The following is a 22,962-nucleotide window of genomic DNA, read 5'->3' as shown; positions in this document are numbered from 1 at the left end:
CAGATCAATGGCTTAAGCCCTAAAAGTCTTCGGCGTGTAGCATTTGTGCATGCCGGTCATCCCGGAATTTGAACTGCAACGTGGCTCCTCTAAGACAACGAGGCTCTTCTAAGGCTCTGCCGGGTGGCACCGCAATCAAACGATTCAGTTACGCTGAGGAGCGAAGCCCAAAAAATGCAGGCAGTGCAGGAACGGGCCGCGGCGACCAGTGAGGTTGATCAGGCGCGTGTGGATGCGATTCGAGCATCCATCGCCAATGGCAGCTTCACCGTGGACGCCAATAAAGTTGCATCGGCCATGCTGGGCAGTCTTGCGCCCGTCCTTGCGGAACAAATCGATCAGGCCGCGGCGGACGCCGAAGCAGCTATTGAGCGCTGCCAGAATTTGAATCAGGGCAACGCCCAAGTGTTGCAGCGTCTGAAACAAAAGGCCGATGCCATTAAAACGGTGATTTCCGGTGGCGAAGGCCAACGTCTATACGGCGACAAAGGCAAGACGTCCGCCAGTGGCGGTGGACGCGCACTGGGTGAAGCCTAGTACGGGGCCCCAAAAAAAAGGCCGGCGCAATGCCGACCTGTTTAGGTAACTTAGGGCTTAACCGTTGTAAGTCCCAGGTTTGCCCAGTTCTGCATCCCACCGCGATACCATTTGATCTTATGGGCTGGGTAGCCAAAGTTCAGCAGCGATTTGATGTTAGTCGGTGACTGACCACACCACATGCCATTGCAGAACATGACCAGTGTTTTAGCGTTATTGAACTTCCAAAGCCCGTCAAACTCTTCCGCGCCAAACTCTTCGGTCAAGATATCGCCGATTGACAGCGGGTCCGCACCACGAGCAGTGCTCAAATCAGTCCACGGCAAGTTCTTGGCGCCCGGAATGGTGCCGCGCTCAACCCAGTTAGGTGTCCGTGAGTCGATCACCATGATGGAATCATCGCCGGCGGACATCTGGACCAGGTAATCAATCATTTCAGGTTCGGCGATCGTTTCGACACCCGGTGCGAGGCTGATGGGTTGAATACAGAACGGCGGGCACGGACGTGATGTTTTTGAAAACGCATCGATCACGACTGCTTCGTTGTTTTGGTCACGTGTAATGGTGACCTCTTTGCCGTTGTGCATCACAGTGGCTTCGGCCATCGACGACGTGATGCCGACCGGCTTGTTTTCAGCAGTTGCGATTTGCGGCGCCAACATTGTCAGTGCTAAAGCAGCACCCGCCATGAATTGGTTCTTAGTCATCTGTCTTTCCTTTTTTGTTGTTATCGCGTTGGGTAAACCCGGCGAGAGATTAGAAAACCTGATCGTCACAAGACTCTTCCAAGTCTTCGTCGGTGGGTTCTTCATCCTCTACTGCGCATGGCGTGCCATCTGCACAGACCGTGGTCGCCTCGGACGAATGCTGATCAGCCCAGGACGCGGGAGAAAACGAAAAAATTGCCACAACGAGTGCGAGTGCCGCACTCTGGATTTGGCGAGTCATCACAGACCTCCGGATCGTCTTAATTACTCAGGGACATAACCTTATGCCTTTTTTGTAATAATGATCAGTCCGTCATTGGTCTTACGCCGTTACTGCGGCGCACAAGGAAAATGCGCTGAAAAGGCTTCGGTGATTGCTTGAACCGCATCGTCCGGCGGCGTTTGACTGGGGTCCCAGTGGTCCAGATACGCCGTGTGTAAACGCACATCAGCGTCCGCGGCGTTTGGGATAACGAAACAACGTGCAGGGTCCGCGCTGTGTTTCAGCGCGTCCGCTACGCCCAACAAGTAGCCGCTTAGCACCATCGATTGCTGAGACAACGCGTCGCGCAGGTCAGCGCCGGTAATGAAACTGTAATCCGTTGGGGCCGCTGCCCGAGTGTCGGCGGCCATGGCGAGTGTGCTGAGCACGACCACGCGTCTGATCAGGGGTAAGGGTTGGGTCATGGTGTTTGCTATCCGGCGATCAATCAGTCGGCAATCTACAACGAGTCAGGCGCGTCGATCAAAGTAATCACGCAGGGTGTGACGACGGTCGGGGCACCAATTACCGGGGGTTAAACCCAGACACTTGGCAAAAACGCGATTAAGCTGGCCCATCTTGTATAGGGTAACTTTTAATTTGGTAGTTTACCTTTCTTGATGACCTTGACCATGAGCCCTCCAGTATCCCAGCCAGACGATATGGCGTGAGTTGCCACGATTCGCGAATTGTCGAGATCAATCAGTATGTTCTGCCCGTTCAATCCATCAGCACCTAAGATGTTCCTATTTCGCATGCCATCAAAAGACCAATAAAACTGCCCGCCGTAGTGCCTGGAATGGTTCATTAAATTCACGGATCTCTTTCCAGACGTCCCATATTTTGGCCATATTTTTTCTTGGGACTGAAGATCTTGAAGGTACTGACCAACACAATTCCCAGCCTGATAGTCATTCATCATGGCGACGGCAATGCGCAACAGATCCATCCGCGTAATGAAATATGAGTAGGACGCTCGGGACTGTCGTTCGTAATAAACTGGTTTCTCGATTTTAGCTTTGTCTTGGAATACATGCTCCATCAAGACATCGTATTCATCACCGGCTTTCAGTTCGATATAACCCGCGATAAGGTCCGTTAGCGTGTTGTTATAGAAGACACCGGTCCCACGTTTTTCGGTCCCGTCTAGTATTTTGGCAACCTGGTAAAGGGGAATCGACCGGTGGTGGGTCGGGTGCCCTTTCCAGCGGGTCGCAGCGTCATCAACAAGGTGGGCGTCACCGGCTGACATATTTAAGAGATCTATAACTGGCTGGCCTTGATACAGCGTTGCACTGAGTTGCGGCCAGTCGACGGGCTCATTTATGGACTCGATATGGCCCATGCAGATCGCATGACCCAAGATGTAAGAGGTAATGCTCTTGCCGGTTGAGTGCGTAAAGAAATAGGTATCGTTGTCAGGACTTCGCTTGAAGCGGCCCGCCGCTGGGGTGCCGTCGTATCGCACAACGCCATCATCGTAGTAGAGGTAACTAATCAGTGAGCCGACCTGAAACTCCTTCTCTAGCTTTTTACTCGGAGTATTAGGTTCCGTATTAAAAGGAACGGCGTTTCCTGCTGGCCTTACTATATAGACTCTACCGCGGCGAATTTGATCCCCAAACCATGATGCTTGTCGCAGTATGTAGGCTTGCTTAGTCGCTTCATTTGGTCGAGCAGATTCAGGGATTTCCACCCCATTCCCATAGTTGGTGACCGCCTGGCCTGCGGGTCCGCTTTGGCAGCCAACTAGGGCCATCGAGATTATCCCTAAAAGAATGAATTTCATAAAATTCCACGGGGTCAGGTTATCTAGGGCAATATCCGGATTTTCATCCATGGCCTGAATGGCGGTGGCATGGTTCGGTTCTGTTTGCAGGTTAAAATCCGAAACCTCTATGTTGACTCATAGCTAGCAAGCCCCACTTCAGGCTTTACATCTCGGACAGACAATAATTTGCCCATCACGATTAATGTCGATTCGTTCGCTCACCGGAACTCGCTTACTACCTACTTTTTTTCACTTTAGCAAAGTGTAGATCAGCCTGACACTCGCTCCATTTGGCAAAGGTTCGGCTTCTGTTGTGTTAAATAGACAGCCGATCGGCCAGTGGCGGCGAACGCGCTGTGGGTGAAGCCTAAACGGGGTCGCTCCGAGGCGCTTGTTCCTCGATAAGCTCTACTACTTGTCATCGCCCATAAAAGCTTGGAAACGAGTTCGCCATCGCTCTGCGGTATCTAAGTCAAAGCATTCACAGCGGGGGTTCTCGTAGATCATGGCCAATCCTTGCGCGCTCCAACCCACCCCGCTCTCATAGGCCGTGACATAGTGACTTCGGGCCATCGTCAGGTCCTGCGCCAAGTTATCTGCAATCAAGTACGCGCTGGCTAGAACGAAGTCCGCCACCGGATACGACAACGCGCGCGCCGCATTCCAATCGGCCCAAGCCAAATCAAATTGATCGGCCTTCAGGTAACCCCGGCCCCGCTGAATCAGATAGCGACCCTGAGGCTCAATCGCGGCGTCAATGGAGTCGGTGCAAGCCTTGATCACCCGTTCCGCCTGCAATCGTTCAAACGCGACCGCCGGGGCTGTGCGCATTGGGTCCGCCTGTAGCGCCGCCAGTTCGTCGCAAATGTCGGCCTGTGCCTGTACCCAGGGCGCTAAAAAGATCACCCAAACTAGTTTTTTCATGATGTTTGACTGCCGTTACTGATATTGAAAGTCCTCGCGTCCGAAACGGCTTTCCACAGCCAGCTTCGCCTATCCTTATGACAGAATGATTCAAAAGTGACATGGAAATCTAGGATTGCGAGTGCAAGACTCCACCGGGGCGTTATTCCTGTCGTTACCACGCCGGATCGTTGTTCGACCGATTTGGTTGGCCTATTCGTCTCTTGGTGGCCCGACAATTAGATTACGTTCGCCTCAAACCAAGACATTGAGTTGAGCACAAACAGCAGTGAAACGAGGTGATGTCAGCGAAGGCGAGTAATTTGCTGGGCTGGGTATTGGATTTTCACTAACGCTCGGTAAATACCGTCGACGAGCCACGAAGCAAGGGCTTAAATAGATACAACAGCACCGTCCTGCTACCGGTTTTAATATCAACTGTCGCGGTCATCCCTGGCCTTAACAGCGACGCATCAATGCGCGAATTAGACGCCCAGTCGACATCGGCAACCCCTTTGAAATAAGCCGCTTTTCGAGTCGCATCATTGGCCGGCACAACGTCGGCGCTGATCAGCTTTAATTGGCCAGTGACAGTACCGAATATCGCTGGATCAAACGCGCCTAGGGATAGTTTGATCGGCATACCCAGTCGCAAGGATCCGACATCAGTTGGGTCAATTTCCAATTCCAACTCCAAGGTCTCATCAATTGGCGCGATTGAGACGAAGGCTTCACCGGCCGAAACAGACGCACCGAGTGTCGCGTACTTGAGGCTGGTTACAATGCCGGATTTCGGCGCGGTTATTGTGGTCTTGGCGACAATATTTTCACGCTCATCAATTGAAAATTTAAGCGAGAACAACTGGCCGTCGATCTCTGCAATTTCTCCCAGCGCTTGGGTCCGGTATTGCAGCTTGGCATCCTCGAGTGCCTGCGTACGATCGACAAAATCACGCTGAGCTTGCAACAGCTGAATATTGGTTGCGTCACCACCGCGCGTAAGTTTCGACATCATGTCGTACTCGCGCTTGGCCAAGCTGACTGACGACGCCAACGCATCCACCGCTTTTTGTTGGCGATCTTGGCTGGCCAAAAATAGCGCGCGTTGCGCCTCGATTAATCCGCTCCATTGGGCCGGCAAGTCGACGAACGACAATGGTGTGCCGCTTGCTTCGGCTTGGGCGCGCATTCGACGCACTTGCAGTGCCGCCAGCTGTGCGTCCAGCTCACTTTTGCGTGCGCTGGCCCGCGTGTCTTCGAGCTTGGCGATTACCTGCCCTTTTACCACGCGGTCACCCTCGTTGATGTACAGCGCTTCCAGCACGCCACCATCGGCAACCTGTACGATCTGGATGCGACCGGCAGGTGCGATCGAGCCGGTGGCACGCACCGACTCATCAATTTCGAAGTGGTACGCCCAGATCAGAAAACAACTCACCAATCCGGCGACCAGGTAAATCGGTGAGGCCTGTCTCATACCGTTGGCCTTTCAGTACCCGGCGCAATACGCGCCAAAACCGCATCTCGGGTGTCATCCATCGAAATTTCACCATTCGTGACCACGATTAATCGGTTAACCAAGCCAAACACCTTCGGCCGGTGACTTGCCACCACCAGTATGGTCTCGGGGTTTTTCTCGCAGTATTGGCCTAACGCGTCGATCACCCGCTGTTCCAGCCCGCCGTCGAGCGACGCCGTCGGTTCATCCAACAGCAAAATACTGGGCTGTTTTAATAGCGCGCGCGTCAGATGGATCAATTGTTTTTGGCCACCCGACAAGCCCGCGCCACTTTCATTAATCGCGGTCTCGAGCCCCTTGGGCGACGGGCCGATAATGTAATCCGTCACGCCCGTTAACGCACAGGCATCAGCAATACGTGCTTCGCCCGGGTCCGGCATTCCGAGAATCAAATTGTCCCGAATGGTCCCCGAAATCAGACGCGCTTCCTGGGACACGTAGCCAATATCACGCGCCAGCGCGACCCGGTCCAAGGTCGCAATACTCAGGTGCCCGATCTGGACTTTGCCCTGCTCGGCACCGATCAGTCCAAGCAACAAACGAATCAGGCTCGACTTGCCGGATCCCACGGGGCCAACCAGACCGACACGTTCGCCCGTGTTCACGCGAAGGGACGGCACCCGGGTCAGCTCAATTGGCCCGCGCAGCCGCTCGGAATAGCTGGTCGTCTCACCTTCATTTTCTTGCGGCAGATTCCAATAGCTCTCCAGCGATTTGAGCGCCATTTTCGCATGCGCCCAGTTAATCATAAGCGAGGGGATTTGGCTGATCGGTGTCAATATTCGGCCCGACAGAATGGAGCAGCCAATAACACTGCCAATGGTCAGGTTGCCCTGAATCACCTGTAACGCCCCGACACTGATTAGCGAGATGTAAGAAATCTGCTGAAATAGCAGCAAAATATACTGCGCGTTCTCGGATACGTGCTTTAACTGATTATCAATGTCACGCGCCGAATTGGTGGTACTAACCCACTGGGATAATACGCGCCAGCGCGCGTTGTTCGACTTTAACGTTTCGGCCGCCTCGACGCTTTCAACCAAAATCCCAGTTTTGCGCGAATGGGCGTTCTGGGACAGCCCGGCCAACACCGTTAGGCGTCGATGGAAAAACACCGCCAATACCAAGCCGACACCAAAGAACGCGGCCGGAATCAGCGCTAACTGTCCACCAATCAGGAAAACCAGGCCCAACAGAAAAATAGCGACCGGCATATCGACGGTGCACATGGTTAAAAAGCTCACCAGGAAGCCGCGAACCGTCTCGTAGCCTTTCAGCACTTGGGTTGCACTGCCGACGCTGGCTGGAAGTTTGTCGAATCGCACGCCTAAAAAACGCGCCATGACGCTGCGGGCCAAATTAATGTCGACGCTATCGGTCAGCTTTTCTACCACCCCGGAACGGGCGAATTTTAATAGCAACTCAAAAATCAGCGCCAAGAATGCCCCGGAGGCCAGTACCAACAAGGTCGCCTGCGCGGATGAGGGAATAACACGGTCATAAACTTGGATGGAAAACAGCGACACCGACACCGCCAGGAACATCATGAATATCCCAGCCAACGCCACTTCAAAAATCGGTCGGCGCTGGGACAGCAACTCACCCACGATCAGTTTAAAGGTATGGCTGCGGCGCAACGGAATATTAGATTGGTACTCGATGCCGACGAACGAGGTACCCGGCTCGAAGGCGTCTATCGTCGTTTCGGTAAATGCCCCATCGCTGGCATACCGGCCCAGTGTCCAGTGGACACCGTCGACTTGCCCCGCCACCACCGCCACATCCGGTCCGGGCAGTATCGCCAGGAACGGGGCGACCAGCTGCTGGGGTGATTTTTTGAAGACCGGTGATTGAATCGCCAGTTGCGTGCACACCGCTTTGATATTGCCGGCGGCGTCGACGCCGGGCACGGCGTCTACGGTATCCCGGACCACGGCGACATCCACCGTTTGTCGCTTGATCGTCGCTAACCTCAGTAGCGCCCCAAGCAGATTGCGCTTGTGGGCCTCTAACGGACTGGGCGCGGTATCGACCGCTTTATCCATGCTTCATCGCGTTGAGGCGTGCGGTCGCCGCGATAGCGGCGATCTGCAACCGCGCGATGGCGACTTCTAGTTCCGCCGTCTCGGCAATTGAGGACAGCAGCTCACGCCAGTCGGCGGTTCCCGCTTGAAAACGTCGAGCGTTGGACGCCAACGAATCCGCTGAACGGGTTCTGGACTGTTCAAGACGAGGGTACTTGGTCGCGTAGTCATTCAACGTGCGTTCAAGGGTTAACAGCGTCATGCTCAAGTCACGTTCCGCCGCCATCAACTCGGCTTCGATTCGGTCGGCCTGCGCGAGCAACTCGCCCACTTGCGCAGCGATCAAACGCTTAGGATTCAGCGTCATGTTGAACATCAAGCCGACGCCCTCCCGCGTGCCTTGGCTTGGGGTGATGGGGTCGTCGACCGTTACGCGCGCAACCGCATCCAGGGTCGGGCGGTTTGATAAACGCACGACCTCGATTTGAGCGGTATTCGCGGCCAACTCTTTTTTAAGGACTGACAGCTCAACGCTATGTTTCAACACAGACTCGACGTCCAACGTTGCACCCATCGATACCGGGGTCGACTCTGGCAGGTTGTTTTCCAGCTTGCCCACGCTCAAATCCGCACCCACAAAAAAGGTCAAATCAGATTGCGCCTTCGTGGCGTCCAATTCTGAATTCAGCAAAGACCGGTCCAAGCGGTCCAGTTGCAGTAGCGAGCTGGTCAAATCGGCGTTGGACAACAATCCCAGATCCGCGCGCTCCTGGATCTGTGCGTGTAATTTGGACGCTTGGTCCACCGCGTGCTGACGAATACTGTTGATACGGTGTGCCATCCACCAATCGAAATAATAGTCGACCAACTGGATTTCAGTGTCTTGCACGGCAATGGCCAACCGATCCTGCGACACCGCTTGATCCAACGCCGCGCGTTTTTGCTGAGCCGGGTATCGTCCAAACGAAAAGATATTTTTAGTCAGGTTCAGATTGATGGTGTTGTCCGTGACGTTCCCGGTTAGCGCTTCGACGCTGGTCGAAAACTTCGCCAGCCTTTCGGATTCGACGATCTCGGCGGAATACCCAGCCGCGGCCACATCAGCACGCGCGATTTTGACCGCCGGAGAGGTGGCCAGGGCCTGCTGCCGCAGGCCCGCTAGTGTATGTAGATCGGTTTGAACGCCGCCGGCGACGGCTGTTTGCGCAGCCACTGGCAAGCCCGAGACCAGTAACATTGCGCCCGTGGCGACGGCTGTTATTACACTTAATTTAATCAAAATTCATTACCCTAAAGTTAACCGAAGGACGTCGTCCGAACCATCTGAGGGGGTGACGTACGTCACCGTCGCGGTTAGCGCTGAATCAAGGCCAACCTTTTTAATCGTGTCAAAGGTCCCGGTGATCGTGTCGGCGACAATCAGATCCAAAGTTTGTGTCGTGCCACTTTTAACGGCCGATGCGTCAAATTCACTAAAATCCAATTCCAAGGTGCCGTCCAGCGTGACGCTGCTTGCGCCCTCGCTGTTGGCGGCCCCGGAGTTATCTGTATTATCCAAATACGCGGTGTATTCACCAAACCCAAGCCCAGTGATTTCAAAATCAAAGGTTGTACTGTCACTTAATTGGAAGTCGTCATCGTGTTCCAAGAAGGTGACACGGCCCGATGTAGCGTACGGCGCGTTACCGCCGCTCCACATGTCAACGTTCGGCGTATGTTTCAGCAACCCCTCCGGGATATAGGTCCAATCGTTATCGCCGGGTTGGTCCGCGGTCGACCATTTAAGATCAACCGTGTCGTACCGATCAACATTGTTGGCACCGACGGTTTCCCGAGACATCAACACCGAGGCCCAAATTTTATACGAGCCGCCGGCCTCAAGTGCAATGGGGTCGTGATGGGTTTTCAGATTGTTGGTGCTTTGGAAGTGGTGCATCTGGCCGTTCACCTCGATGGCAAAGCTGCCCTCCACTCGCATGTCCAGGTTAAAGTGATAATCGTCAGTAGTATCAGGGCGCAGCAATCCACTGAATACATATAACGAGTTTTCGGCAATATCACCGACTACATCTATGTTGGTATCGTCCTCGCGGCCGCGGTAGGCCGCATTAACAAATCGCCTGAACTCAGTTTCATTATTGCCAAACAGCTTTTGGCTACCACCGACCGTGGCTACCGTGTAGGCATTGAAGTCCCGCGCGTCTTGGGCGTGCCACACGACGTTGCGTGCGGTGCCTTCAAAGAGTTTGTTGGTGTTTTCAAAATCCAATCCACCCTGCAACAACGCGACGTAGCCCAGCTTGTCGTCGTCTGCTTTAAATTCCTTGTCGCCTGCGATATCTGCATTTGCGTAGACCGAGCCTAGGTCGAATACATCAAACTGCAGTCCGGACGCCAAAGCAGTGTCCGGAACAACGTCAAACGATTTGGAAATACTGCGGGCCGTACCGTCACTATTTTGTAGCGTCGCCGTTAAGGTTGCCGTGCCGGCGGCGGTTGCTGCATTTACCCCCGCGTTGGTTAATACAGACGTGGCATTACTTGACCACACCACATCGTATCCAAACATACTGTCTGGCAACGCAACGTCATCAACGATAATCGAACCGTGCGGGAACAAACTGGCGCTCAATAACTCGTCCGACAGTGCGGCGAGCCCAATGGTCGTTTGCTGTTGGGAACCGTTTTCAGTCCAGGTGGCCGTGATTGAACTATTGGCCGTTAGGTTGGCCAGGGTCACCGCCCCCGTGGTCAGGTCAATAAAGTTATTGGCCGACGCCGACCAGGTTAGCGCGTGACCGTTATGGTAGTCCGGCAGTTCGACGTCTGATATGACGCCAAACCAGTCGTTGCCACCCAGCACCAGGTTCGCCAATGCCGTCGGGTTGACGAATGACGAGATCACATTGTTTTCCAGGTATGCCTGCTTGCCCCCGGTTGCATCCAGCAAATCCATGCGAACCAACTCGCCTTTAACGGGCAGGTTGATCCCGCCGCTGTTTTTCGCGGGTATTTGGATGTGATCCGTGACCAAACCGTTTGCGGTTTGATAGGTCACCCGTAACGCGTAGTCCGCAATGGCGTCGAAGACGATTCCGCTATTCGGTTTTAGGTAATCGTAATAAGCGGCCGGCAGATTACCGACGGTTTTGTACACGAACATCGGCACGTCTGCGTGGAAGGGTGCACCGCGTTCGTGTTCGTGACCATGAGTGTCTTGGATATTGAGGATCACGCTATAAATTTCGACACCAACTTGGTGTGGCATTAACGCCTCGATTGTGCCCTGATCGTTGGCCGCGGTTACCGTCTGCCAACCTTTAACCAGATCGACAGGGACTATGCTGCCGTCGCTTAGCTGCACCTCAAACGAAATGACACTTTGGTTGGTGCGTGCCCCGGCAATTCGCACGTTATCCTGACCTGTTGTCCAGGCAGTGAAAGTATCACCAATCGCCGTTGTGTTAAGCCGTTTACCATTATCACCGGTCAGGAAAATATTGCTGTCGCCTAAATGATCGGCAGAGTTATCGTGATCGTGGTCATCGGTGACGTCATCAGTATGCGTATGATCGTCAGCGATATTGTCAGTGTGGTTATGACCCTCACCCACAGCTTCGTCGGAGTAAAAATCAACGACGTTGGTTTCGAGTAGGTTGGTTTTAATGCCTGTAATTTTCCGGGTGTCACCGGACACGCCAGTTAAATCTGCAACGGTGTATACGTCTTGATCTAGCCCGAAATATTGGTAATAACCATCACCTGCATAGCCGCCATCTTCCGTATCCGCTCCTGCCACTGCGTTGGGGCGCCATTGCATGATGTTGCTAAAACGATCGACCAATGCGTCGTTAATTTCGACATCCGAGAACCGCGCGAACGCCAGCCCCTCGTCATCCTCACGGCCCGGCGATCCGGTACCCTGGCTTCCCGCCATCGGCCCGGTACGCAGGTCGTAAACTGGCGGGGTCGCTTGCAGTAACCAACCGTCAGTTTTGGCAACTACCTTTTGGCTACTGCCATCTAACTTGTACTCCAGTGTCCGAGTACCGTCGTTATTAACATCCACTTTTTCTGTTTCATGAATGGTCGGTAAGCGCGACGCAATCGCCAACACCTCAGCCTGATTGATCACCGGCCCCAGTGCACCCGGTGTCGCTACCTGTATTTGGAACGAACGCAGGTCCTGCCAAACCTGAATTAACGCGGCATCGTTATTTGCTATCGCCGCCAGCTCGTCCGGGTGTGAACCGTTTGAACTAACCGCAATCGCTATTGCGCCCCTGAGCTTTTCGACGATCTCTTTCAGGTTAGCTATGTAGTAGTTCGTGACATACACATCGTTGTTTTGATCGTAATACCAATTATCCCCTAACGAGCCTTGTTTCATATACTCGGTATTGTTGGCATCGTTATCGGTAATGATAAAGCGCAAGTCTTGTGACAGCGCGACTACGGCGCTTGCCTCATTCGCATTCAAATCGATAACAGCGGCATCGCTATCGACAACATACGCACCAGAACCGCTGTCAACGGTGACTTTGATCGCATGAATATCACCGTCGTCTAGAACGAGAGCGTAGGAGTCACCGACCGTCAGTTTATTGTCCCACAACGATGAGCTTAGGTTGACTTCAAACACTTTGAACGGGCCGGTTACGGTTGCTGTGCCGTTGTTATAGTTGGCCAAAGTACCGGACATTAAGGTCGTCAGCTGATTCAGCGGCGTCGTGTCGTTTGCCGTGTGTTTCCAGTTGTACGCGAAACTATAAGCCTGCTCAGTTGGATGCCCAATGCCGCCGCCATGTCCCAGAAACTCGTGAATGGTTGCGGTGCTTGCGGTATTACCCGAACCGGTCTGACCACCACCGACGCCACCGCCGACATCCGGCGACAACGATGCATACATCCAGTCTGGATAGTTCATGCCGCCCGGTAAGGGCGACATGAAATTGGCTTTTTTAACCGCGATTGCCAAGTTACGGGCCCAGCCGGGATAACCCCAGCCAAACGGCTTGGTGAATGTCTCAATGTACGATGCTGCACCGCCCGCGATGGAATGATCCGAGGAGATAGTAGACGGCGAATCCCACATGGTTCGATTTCGAATCGTCTCTACCAAGGTCGAGCCTGATCGATACAGCAGCTCCACTTTTTGAGCAGGAACTGACGCCAAAATATCGGCTGCGAAATCGTTGGTTGAGATATACAAGAACGTGTCGTTGTAAGCACCGAGGGTGAAGTGCCCGATCGAAATGTCCGGGCTGCCACCGCCTACGATATTGGGGGTGATGTAACCGTCGCTATCGGCGTAATTTTTTGCTGTGAAATCGGCGCGATCGGCAAGACTCACGCCGTTCGCGAGGATTTCGATTTTGTTGCCCGGTGATACCCACGCCGCGGGGATGGGAACGGTATAGCTGTCGGCATCATTGTGACCCGCGCCAGTCGCCAAGTTGTCTATGCCAGGTAAATCGAGTTCGGTGGGTATTGTGCCAGGCCCGGTTAGCACACGGGTACCGACGATCTGACCGTCGATATCTTTAACCACCACCTCGAACATCGGCGCATCGACCGACGCCGATAACGCCGAAATGTTTAGCTTTAACTTGACCCACCGCCCTTCAACTAAGTTTAGGTACGGGCTGTCGGGGCGGTGCACGGCGACTTGTGCAAAGAACAGATCTTCAAAGGTCCACGCACTACCCGCCGTTGATGTGTTGTATTCCGACGTTGCAGGCGCAACGTAAGTGGGATCGGCGAATTCAACGACCGCGGTCTGGGAGGTTTCTTCGACCACTCCATCATTTGTACCGATCGTCACAGGCACAACATGTGTACGCCCCGCCACGTCGGTCACTTGGATATGAAATTGATCGAATCCTTGGAAGCGAGCATCGGTGGGGTTGTAGCGATAGGATCCGTCAGCGGCGATGCTAACAACGCCAAAGAGCGGCTGCTCTAAAACGCTGAACGGGCTAGACGCGGCTAGATCCGTTGCATCCACCGAGATTTGACCGGTGATATCACCCAGCGAGATCGTTGAACCCTTGCGGCCGGCTTCAGACACGTTCTCGATCAAATCGTCATACAGGGTGCTGCTATGAATTTTTGCCAGCGTCGGAGTCACCGTCTCCCACCCGCCAGATCCACCTTTGTGGACTTTATAAACCAGTTTTTGCGTGCCGCCGTTGCCGCCATCGAACTGAACGTCCCAGCGGAGACCGGTGTAGTAGTTCAGGGTCTTTTCTAAGGTGCCGTGTACTTTCCACTTGTCGTCGTAAGCATCGGCATCGGCGAAGTCGCTGCTATTATTGCCGACCCAAGTCTGATCATCGATAAAACGTTCGGTTTTGCTCGAATAGATTTTGACGTTATTAAGCTCGAATTCAGAACTTTGAAAACTGAATCGGCTGGTGTTTGCGAGCGAACCAATAAACGCGCCCGATGCGTCCGCATTATTTGGAAAGCTTGCCGACAAACCTGCCGCCGTTCGCAGCCCTGCCCCTTGGGCCTGAATTTGTGCCTTGGTCTGGGTTATGTCGAACGTTATTGGTGCTAATGCGGCGGTTTTGCCGACGATGAGTTCCTCAAAAACCAATCCCAAATTCGGATCATCTACGGTAATCACGCCACCGGTGACGGACACGGTAAGGTTATTGTCGCTGAGGTCTGCGCGCAGTTTGGTTTGTAGCTGGCTCGCAAAGCTGGCCATTGTTATCGTCGACGAGGTGTCCAAAGACCAGTTATACAAGCTATGCGTAAGGTTCCCGGTCGCGTCGTCGTATACATTCAGCGATACGGTTTTCGCGTCCGCCATCACCGCATCGGTCAACAGCAGATTTTGGACGGGGGCTTGGTAGTACTCCAAATCCAGCGAGATCTCCTCGCTAACCTGGACGGGTTTGATGTCGGGATACACCGCATCAAATTCGTCTTGGTTCCAGACTGTGTCGCCATTTAAATCCGTATTTGCCGCGGCCGCGGCCTGAACAGACCAGGGATCCTTTGTAAAATCAATGAAGTCAAAGAAATTACCGTCGGTCCGTCCCGCGACCGGGTAAACCGACGGGCGAGCGACCAGGTTGTCCGCAGGGATGTCAGCAAAAACCGTGTCGCCGGGTTCTTTCCACTGCATCGAGAATGATCGTACGTTACTGTTTTTTCGGACCATCGCTACAACGCGGTACGCTTCGCCGGCGGTCATATCCATGTTCGTCAGCTGCTTTAATGCTGTGTCCGTTAACGCCTCTTGATAACCACTGTCGGTTTCAACAAACACCTGCATCATATTGTCGCGGTTAACGCCAAACTCCAGGTCATGGTTACCTGTCGAGTTGGCCACTAGGTAACCGGTGACTAACATCACATGATCGACGGCATTGATGTCGCTGAACCCATCGCGAGCCGTTGTGAACGAACTGCCAGCGCTGGATTGCAAGTCCAGCGTCAACTGAGACGTTACAATTGACCCTAAGTTTCCTTGCGCAGCCAAGTCGAATATTTCTTGAGGCTGGCGACTGATTTCCGGCTGCGAAAGATCCGTTTCATACAGCTGGTTAGCGCGGCCAAAACTTCTATTTTGTTGTCCGCTTATCCAATTTAAAAATTCAAACCGCAGCCCGGGTTCGGCTGAGTCTCCATCGCTGTCAAGCAGCTTCACCGCGGTGATGTAATGATCAACGCTTGATGTCGTGCCATCCAATGCGGTGATTGTCGCCGTCAGGGTCACATCTCCGCTCGCGTTGACAACGCCGGTGGCTGACATCGCTGTCGAGTCGCTGGTGGCCCAGGTGACATCCGCTAGTTTTAAGCCGTTGGCGTCATAAATTTCAGACGGGAGCGTAAAGTCATCAACCCGCACCAGACGATTGTCAGATGCGCTGCCTTGATCATCAATAAAGATACCCAAGGCGGCTTTCAGGGCGTTGGCTTGAAACGGGTCGATGCGAGACGGCCCATAGTCACCCGTTGCCACTCTGACTTTGCCAACCGGATCAATGCCAATGCTTTGGAGGTACTGGGTCGTACCGGGGTGTGGGTCGACAACATCCGGCCGATTAGGCGATGTGTCATAGGTAAATAGCAGTGCCCCACCGGTGTCGGCAGCCCAATCCAGCAATATATCCCGATACGCGTCATCAATGGATGGCCGTACCATGATGACGTCATACTGGGTTCCCCAGTCACGGTTGGGACCCGCAATATCGTCAATGAAGTCATATATTTGCGACTGCGATCCGCTGTTGACCGAGTCGATGTACAGGCCCATGTCTTTATGCAGTCGGCCTTCGTTCTCGTTACTATCGATAGCGTCGATGTACGAGCGCCGGTTATGATCGTTGGCGTCGAACTGCTGGTCATCGAAGTACACACCAGCCGTGATCGACATAATACGCAAGGGTTCGACACCGCCAATTTGATGCTTTCCGCCGGTTAATTCGGTTAAGAAGTTAGCGGTTATGCGTGCAAGTCCGTCACTTTGAGGGTCCCGCCCGACTGCATCGGCAAACAGGTTGTCATGGGCAAAGGTGCCCACTCGGATGGTCTTATTGTTGTGACTGGTTTCGGCCAAGGCCATTAGGCCCGCACGATCGCGCGCCTCATCGTCTAAATTGTCGACCGAAATGGCAGTCGTTGCGTTAGGCGAGGTCGTTTCAAACCCGTACAGCACCGTGCCTAAACGGTCGGCCGTCGTTTTGACCCCCTCAACCCAGGCATTGGACGCGTCTTCCACGAAGCCCATTCTGTACAGACTGGAATCTAAGTGTATCTCTTCGACACCGTCGTACATTTTCTGCAGCGTGCGCGCCGCAAATGACGAGGTATTAATCGTCATGGAATACACCGCGGATTGTGCAACTGTAGTCCCGCCACCATGATCCGTTGACAGATCAAGTTGTAGATACCCGTCCGCCAACGCTGAGGTTTGGATGGTCCAGGTTCCATCGGAGCCGACGACGCCAGAACCGACTGAGCTTCCCGACGCCAACAGCGTCACGGTCGAACCCACTTCGCCGGTGCCTTCAAGTGTGGGCTGGTTACTCGCGTATTCCGCCGCGCTCGTGACGACCTGAGTTGTTGCATAAACGGTGTTGTCGACCGTCATCGCGGCAGAGCTTGATGCGGAAGAAACATTTCCGCTAGCATCTGTTAGCGTTGCGGTCAGAGACAGATCCAGATTCGCAGGCGAACTAAACTCAGACACATTTGCCCTAGCCGTGTACGTTCCATTGTCTTCAGAAATCGTGAATTTCGACGTAACGTCAGTTACGCTGTCGAACAGTTTTAATATTCCGCCACGCTCGCCGGTTACCGTCAACACATTGCCGCTGGTGCTGGCGGCAGGTTGAGAAGGCACCGTCGTATCAATCGCGCCAGATAGCGCAGTCGACGCTGGGCTCTCATTGCCAGCTGCATCTGTCACGGTTGCCGTTAACGATAGATTTTCGCTGCCGTCAAACTGACTAGGGTTTGCGGTTGCGGTGTAGGTCCCACTGCTCTCGGTGACGGTGAATTTCGTTGTTATATCCGTCGCGCCGTCTTTGATCTTTAAGGTGCCCGACGCTTCGCCGGTTACTGTTATTACCTTGCCGCTTAGTGAAATTGCTTGAACGCTTGGCGCTATCGTATCCACCAATACGGCGGCGGTATCACCGACCCCGGTCAACCCCAAGATAAGTGCGTTGCCGACTGAATCACTCAGAGTTCCGCCATTCAACGACAGCGTGCCGACGGCAATACCATCGCTATCGTTGTCGCCCTGCTGGACGGTGTAGGCAAACACCAGCGAACTTGTTCCATCGCCCGATACATACGACGCCTGCCGAGTATCCCCACCAATGCTCAGCGCCAGCTGAGGCGTTCCAGTTACATTCACGTTTTCCGAGGTGTTTACTGTGAATGTCAGTACGTCACCGGCGTTTGATCGGCTGGCTGCTGGCGTTGTCACTGACACCACGGTCGGTGCTGTTGCGTCAACCGTAATGGCCAGCGCGGTTGAGGCTGCTGAGGTGTTTCCAGCGTTATCCGTAGCCGTCGCAACCACGCTTGGTGTGCCTGTGCTTAGTGCGGTGGTCGTGATGACCCAATTGCCGGATGTATCAGCAGTTCCCGTACCAACCGTCTCTCCGGCACTGGTCAGCGTTACCGATGCACTCGCTTCCGCTGTGCCTGACAACGTGGGAGTCGCACCAACGGTTGCACCTGGATTGGTTATGCTTGGCGCGTTCGGTGCCGCTGTATCGACCAAAATGGCAGCGGTGGCGCCTACTTGGTTTAACCCGATACTGAGCGCATTACCCGCACTATCCGTTACCGTGCCGCCATTTAATGCCAGCCCGCTCACTGCGATGCCATCGCTATCGTTATCACCCGATTGCACGGTGTAGGAAAATACCAAAGCACTGGTCCCATCGCCCGACACATACGACGCCTGCTGGGTCACACCACCCACGGACAGCGCCAGTTGCGGTGTCCCGGTTACGCTGACATCTTCTGACAGGTTTACGGTGAAACTCAGGCTGTCGCCCGCGTTGTAGCTACCCGCGTTTGGCGTGGTTACCGACGTGACCGTCGGCACCGTCGGGTCAATTGTTACGTTGACCGCGCTCGATGCGGCCGAGGTGTTACCCGCGGTGTCGGTGACCGTTACCGACAATGCCAAGGTTTCGGATTGTGCAAACTGAGCCAGGTCAGCGGTTGCCGTGTAGGTGCCGGCCGGACTTTGAATCACCGAAAAGCGCCCGGTTATATCCACACCTGCGTTGACTAAGGTCAACACCCCGTCGGCTTCAGCCGTGACCGTCACAAGGTTGCCGTTTTGAACCAGAGTCGGCGCGCTCGGCGCCGCGGTATCGATTAGCACCGCCGCGGTGGCGGCCACCGAATTCAACGTTAAATTGAGGGCATTGCCGGCAGTGTCCGTAATCGCCCCGCCATTTAGCGACAAGGCACCCACTGACAGGCCATCACTGTCGTTATCACCCGATTGTACGGTGTAGGAAAACACCAACGCACCGGTCCCGCTTCCCGACACGTAGGACGCCTGGCGAGTGGCACTGCCGATCGTCAGCGCCAGCTGGGGTGTATCCGAGACATTGACGCTCTCAGAGGTGGTCACGGTAAACGTCAAACTGTCGCCGACTTTGTAGCTGCCGGCGTCGGGCACGCTCACCGCGCTGACCACCGGCACGGCGGTATCGATTGTTAAGCTGGTCGCGACAGAGGATCCCGACAGATTGCCAGCCCGGTCCGTAGCGGTCGCCGTCAGGCTGTTGGCCCCAGTCGCCAAGGCGTTGGTGGTAACGGACCAATCACCCGATGAATCGGCGGATGCGGTCCCAACCACGCTGTTGCCGCTGTACAACCGAATCGTCGATAGCGCCTCGGCAGTGCCAGAGATCGTTGGGGTTGTGTCGTTTGTAATAGCCGATGTCAGCGAAATGGTCGGAGCAGCAGGCGCGGTGGTATCGACGGTGGTGGTGACCGCCACCGACGCCGGCGAGCTATAGCCGGCGCTGTCTTTGGCAACGGCAGTTAGGCTATTTGCACCCGTTGCCAGCGCGTCGGTGGTCACGGACCAGTTGCCCGATGAATCAGCGGTCGTGGTGCCAACGGTGTTGGCGCCGCTGTACAGCGTGATCGTGGATGACGCCTCGGCAGTACCGGTCACCGTAGGCGTCGTGTCGTTAATAAACGCCGCCATTGAGCCGATGCTTGGCGCGGCAGGTGCGGTGGTGTCGACGCTAAGGCCAAACGAGGTCACCGCGCTGATGTTGCCGGCCAAGTCTTTACTCGACACCGTTATTGTATGGCTGCCATCGCTCAAGCTCAGGTTCAACGCGGCCAAATCAACACGCGTGCGTCCGTGCTGAATATCCTGCGCGGTCAGTGCATGCGTCAACGGCGTGGCGCTGTCGATGCTAATGATCAAGACATCGCCTTCGTAGTGCCGCTGGGCCAGTTCACCCGAGCGCCGCAAGCCGATGGTCAAGGTCGGCGATGCGTCACTGACCAGCGCGCCATCTTGTGCCGGTGAAACGGTCACAACACCAGGCGCGGTGGTATCCAGCGCTTTGGCCTGCTCAATCGACAGGTCTTCAACACTGGTCGCGCCGTCGATGTCCGCACCGGCATTGACCGCATCGGACTTCACCCCGTTTTTGACGGCGCTGACGACGCTGTCTAAGGCGCCGTTGCCCAACGTCTGAATTTCGCTTTCAACAACGTCCAAAATCCCGCCAATGACGGTCGCTGAGGTCGGGTCAATGACAACGGCCGCTGCAGGGTCCGCGTTGGTGTTCTGAAAGTTAGTGACGATAGTCTCGACCAACTCCGCCATCACTGTGTCAATCGCCAGCTTCGCAATCTGGGCCGTGTCGGTGCTAACAATATTGGCGTTATCGGCCGCGGTCGTTAATCCCTGGGCGACGCCCATGGCGGCCTGCACCACCTTGGCTGCGGCCTTATGAGCCGCCAAAGCTTCGCTGTTATCGGCGTCTTGCTGTAATAAGGCAATCGGGTCTTGGTGCAAAATCGAGAAGGTTGCGCCGTGTTCTACCAGTGCGTTTTTTACCGCCGCCTCAGCTTCTTCAATCGACAAGTTGTGATCAACGGTCGCCCGCTTCACCAGCGTCGTCAGCGGCGTCACAACTGTGGCCTCTGCCGGAGCCGAAAAGATCAAGGTGTTGACGATGCCGGTATCAATGTTGACGCCGGACCGAACCAACACGTCGAAGTCACTTGCCTCCAACGTTTGGCCGTTCAGTTCAAAGGTTTCGCGCAGTACCACCCGACCGTCCGAGCTGGAGTAGCGGGTGGTGAAATAGTCCTCGCCTACTTGGTAAACGCCGTCATCGTTGACCAGGTTAATGCGGCCGTCACCGTTCAGATCCAGCCAAATTTCGGCATTGGCGATGTAGCCGTCGATGATCGCTTTTTCATCCGTCACGTTATCCATACCGGTGAACTGATCGATCGATTGCTCCAAATGGTAGGTCGCATCGGCGTCGGCAATTTCATCAACGGTAAAGACCGAGGCTAGACTGTCCGATCCGCTTAAATCGAAATCACCATCGGCCAATACCCCCGCCAAGGTGTCGTCATCGATGACGATGTTGTTGTCCGGGTTGCCGTCTTGATCCAGCATCTGAAGTGCTTTGGCAATTTTCAGTGCCAACTGAGCTTCCGCGCTGGTGTCTTTTAACAGATCCACATCCCGCGACGCGCCGGCCAATTCAAACGGCGTAATAATGCTGTCCGACGGCGCCGCACTGGGGTCAAAGGACCCAACCGTTAAATTTCCAGCTTTGAAGGTCACCGGGCCGTTGGCCGCGGAGTACGAAAATCCACCGCTGCTGTCGGTGGTGCCGATGAGCACGTTTTGTTGGTAAACGCCGATGCCGACCACCGGCGAATCAATAAATTGGGCCGCCCGTTGGCTCGACTGAGCAGGCGCCGTGCCGGACGGCGTATCCGTGCTCAACAGCCGGTCGCTGGAGTAAGCATTCAGAGCAAAAACGCCAAGCCACTCCAGATCTTCAGACGACACCACCGGCCGCGTGGCCAAATCCCCCAGCAGCAAGCCTTCGTGCCCCGAAAATACCTCGGACAGGGTTGCCGGATCGGCCGGCGCATCGAGCCCGGTGATATCTAACGAAAACGGCTTTTTGGACATGCAATCCCTCTGGGCTCGGACGAGCCAATGATCCACAGCAAAATCGGCCGAACCTGAATTGCACGACGCACCTGTACAACAGTACCTCACAACTACGGGGAAATCGTTAAAAAGAGGGATTTTCGCTTCTAAATTTGATACCAAGCCAAGCCATACCGGCCGCGTTAGCAGGCCCAGCATCAAGTTCCGAATCACAATAATCCGAAGGTGAACCGGGACAAGTCCGGCCTGAAGAGCGATCGGCATCAACACCGGTGTAGGGTTAGCCGGTCCGCTCTCGCATCACTCGAAAAGCGGCAAGGAGGTTTTCATATTCCAGCAACCGGTTGGACCGATGCCGCTCGGAGGGGAAGCAATCTTTATCAAGCAATCGAGAGCTTGTGCAAAGGCGTCGAGCGTCGACTCCCAGACGGCATCAGCTTTAAGGACAAAGGTGGCGTAAAGCGTCACGAAGGCCGATTGGCGTGGTGGAATCAACATCCGGACGGCTGGCGCGACCACCTACGAATCCCAAGTGAAAACTGGCCAAAAGCACTCGATACCCACCCCTTCGATATGACCGATGAAGATGACTGGCAAACCGGGCGAAGTGCGTTCGGTCGATCGCGATCATACTGGCATGTCGCCCAACAAATTCGCGGCACCTTGGAATAAACCTCCAAGTTTCGATTTAAGCGCGAGTCTGAAAAGGGAGGCCCTTCCGTCCAGAAAAACCTAATCCCAACAGTAAGGAAAAATTCAACGGCCTTACGGTGTCACCGCCAATGTAAAAGTGTAGTGGTCAACAAATTCCGGATACCATTTTAGGTTTTTATTTGGCCAACGCAGGTGCGTTTCCGTCGTTGGCAGTGTGTGGTCGTTTCCAGTTGTAGTAGCCGAACAGATAATTGTTGATGTCTTGGCGCCCCCATGTGGATTCGAACCACAGGCCTTCCCCTTAGGAGGAAAGTGATCTGATTTTTTTACATTTTAGATCAATGGCTTCAGCCCTAGAATTCTGCGGCGTGTAGCATTTGTGCATGCCGATCATCCCGGAATTTGAACTGCAACGTGGCTCTTCTAAGACTATGCGAGGTTTGGCATCGCCGGCACTGAACCCCTGATCCAAAACCATGGACACCGCTTCGCGTTTGAACGCTCGACTAAACGAACGCCGCTTTTTCATTAGAACATTCCTTGCTTGGTCGCAGATTACCACCTAGTTGAGTGTCCGAATTCGATGAACCACTACACTACATCGGCCATTCCAGCGACATGAACACCCAACACGCCGCTATCGCAGGCGAGCTGGCAGCTTTGGCCGACCGTGCGCCGGTGTAGTCGGTGCTTGGCAATCATGACAACCGCATTTGGCGCGAACTATGGCAACAGGTGTTTGACCAAACCCCGATTGAGTTGATGGAAAACCGCGCTGTCGATGCCTGAGTTGCTGACTATACGTTCTACGATTGATTACCTCGATCTCGGTATACCAATTAAAATTAATATGGCACGGGCGATTAACGTAAAACAATACGCTTTAGTAAATTTTCATAGGACTGGGTGCTAAGTACGTATTATT

10 protein-coding genes and 1 tRNA gene are annotated in these 22,962 nt (G+C 54.4%); 2 read left to right on the top strand and 9 right to left on the bottom strand.

Annotation, left to right across the window (positions count from 1 at the left end; genetic code table 11):
- Positions 1-123 precede the first annotated feature (123 nt).
- Positions 124-537, top strand: a complete 414-nt coding sequence (gene flgM, locus GH975_RS06215; RefSeq protein WP_272482777.1) for a flagellar biosynthesis anti-sigma factor FlgM — start codon at positions 124-126, stop codon at positions 535-537.
- Positions 538-587: 50 nt separating this feature from the next.
- Here the strand turns inward: flgM and GH975_RS06210 are convergent, their stop codons facing one another.
- From GH975_RS06210 to GH975_RS06175, 8 genes are all read right to left on the bottom strand, one after another.
- Positions 588-1,244 (bottom strand): rhodanese-like domain-containing protein, encoded by a 657-nt coding sequence (locus GH975_RS06210; protein ID WP_153713693.1) that lies wholly within the window; start codon positions 1,242-1,244, stop codon positions 588-590.
- 330 nt (positions 1,245-1,574) lie between these two features.
- Positions 1,575-1,931 (bottom strand): hypothetical protein, encoded by a 357-nt coding sequence (locus GH975_RS06205; protein ID WP_153713692.1) that lies wholly within the window; start codon positions 1,929-1,931, stop codon positions 1,575-1,577.
- 170 nt (positions 1,932-2,101) lie between these two features.
- Positions 2,102-3,346: a serine hydrolase family protein gene (locus GH975_RS06200; RefSeq protein ID WP_153713691.1), complete on the bottom strand. Its 1,245-nt coding sequence runs from the start codon at positions 3,344-3,346 to the stop codon at positions 2,102-2,104.
- 342 nt (positions 3,347-3,688) lie between these two features.
- Positions 3,689-4,201, bottom strand: a complete 513-nt coding sequence (locus GH975_RS06195) for a hypothetical protein (protein WP_153713690.1) — start codon at positions 4,199-4,201, stop codon at positions 3,689-3,691.
- A gap of 328 nt (positions 4,202-4,529) precedes the next feature.
- Positions 4,530-5,657 carry an HlyD family efflux transporter periplasmic adaptor subunit gene (locus tag GH975_RS06190; RefSeq protein ID WP_153713689.1) on the bottom strand — a complete coding sequence of 376 codons (1,128 nt, stop codon included), beginning with the start codon at positions 5,655-5,657 and terminating at the stop codon, positions 4,530-4,532.
- Positions 5,654-7,744, bottom strand: a complete 2,091-nt coding sequence (locus GH975_RS06185; protein WP_153713688.1) for an ATP-binding cassette domain-containing protein — start codon at positions 7,742-7,744, stop codon at positions 5,654-5,656. Before GH975_RS06185 ends, GH975_RS06190 begins: the two co-directional genes overlap by 4 nt.
- On the bottom strand, positions 7,737-8,936 hold the full coding sequence (locus GH975_RS06180) for a TolC family protein (protein WP_170272569.1): 1,200 nt from the start codon (positions 8,934-8,936) through the stop codon (positions 7,737-7,739). Before GH975_RS06180 ends, GH975_RS06185 begins: the two co-directional genes overlap by 8 nt.
- Positions 8,937-9,008: 72 nt before the next feature.
- A complete protein-coding gene (locus GH975_RS06175; RefSeq protein WP_170272568.1) occupies positions 9,009-21,401 on the bottom strand; it encodes an Ig-like domain-containing protein in 12,393 nt (4,130 codons plus the stop codon).
- A gap of 378 nt (positions 21,402-21,779) precedes the next feature.
- Between GH975_RS06175 and GH975_RS06170 the strand changes: the two genes are divergently transcribed.
- Entirely contained in the window at positions 21,780-22,055 is a 276-nt protein-coding gene (locus GH975_RS06170) for a hypothetical protein (protein ID WP_153713685.1), read from the top strand.
- Positions 22,056-22,300: 245 nt separating this feature from the next.
- On the opposite strand, the gene GH975_RS06165 is transcribed toward GH975_RS06170, so the two are convergent.
- Positions 22,301-22,383, bottom strand: a tRNA-Arg gene (locus tag GH975_RS06165).
- Positions 22,384-22,962 lie beyond the last annotated feature (579 nt).

Origin of the sequence: Litorivicinus lipolyticus (assembly GCF_009650135.1) — a bacterium.
GTDB lineage: Bacteria > Pseudomonadota > Gammaproteobacteria > Pseudomonadales > Litorivicinaceae > Litorivicinus > Litorivicinus lipolyticus.
Note: the sequence above shows the minus strand (reverse complement) of the source record. Positions and strands in the feature narration are given on the sequence as shown.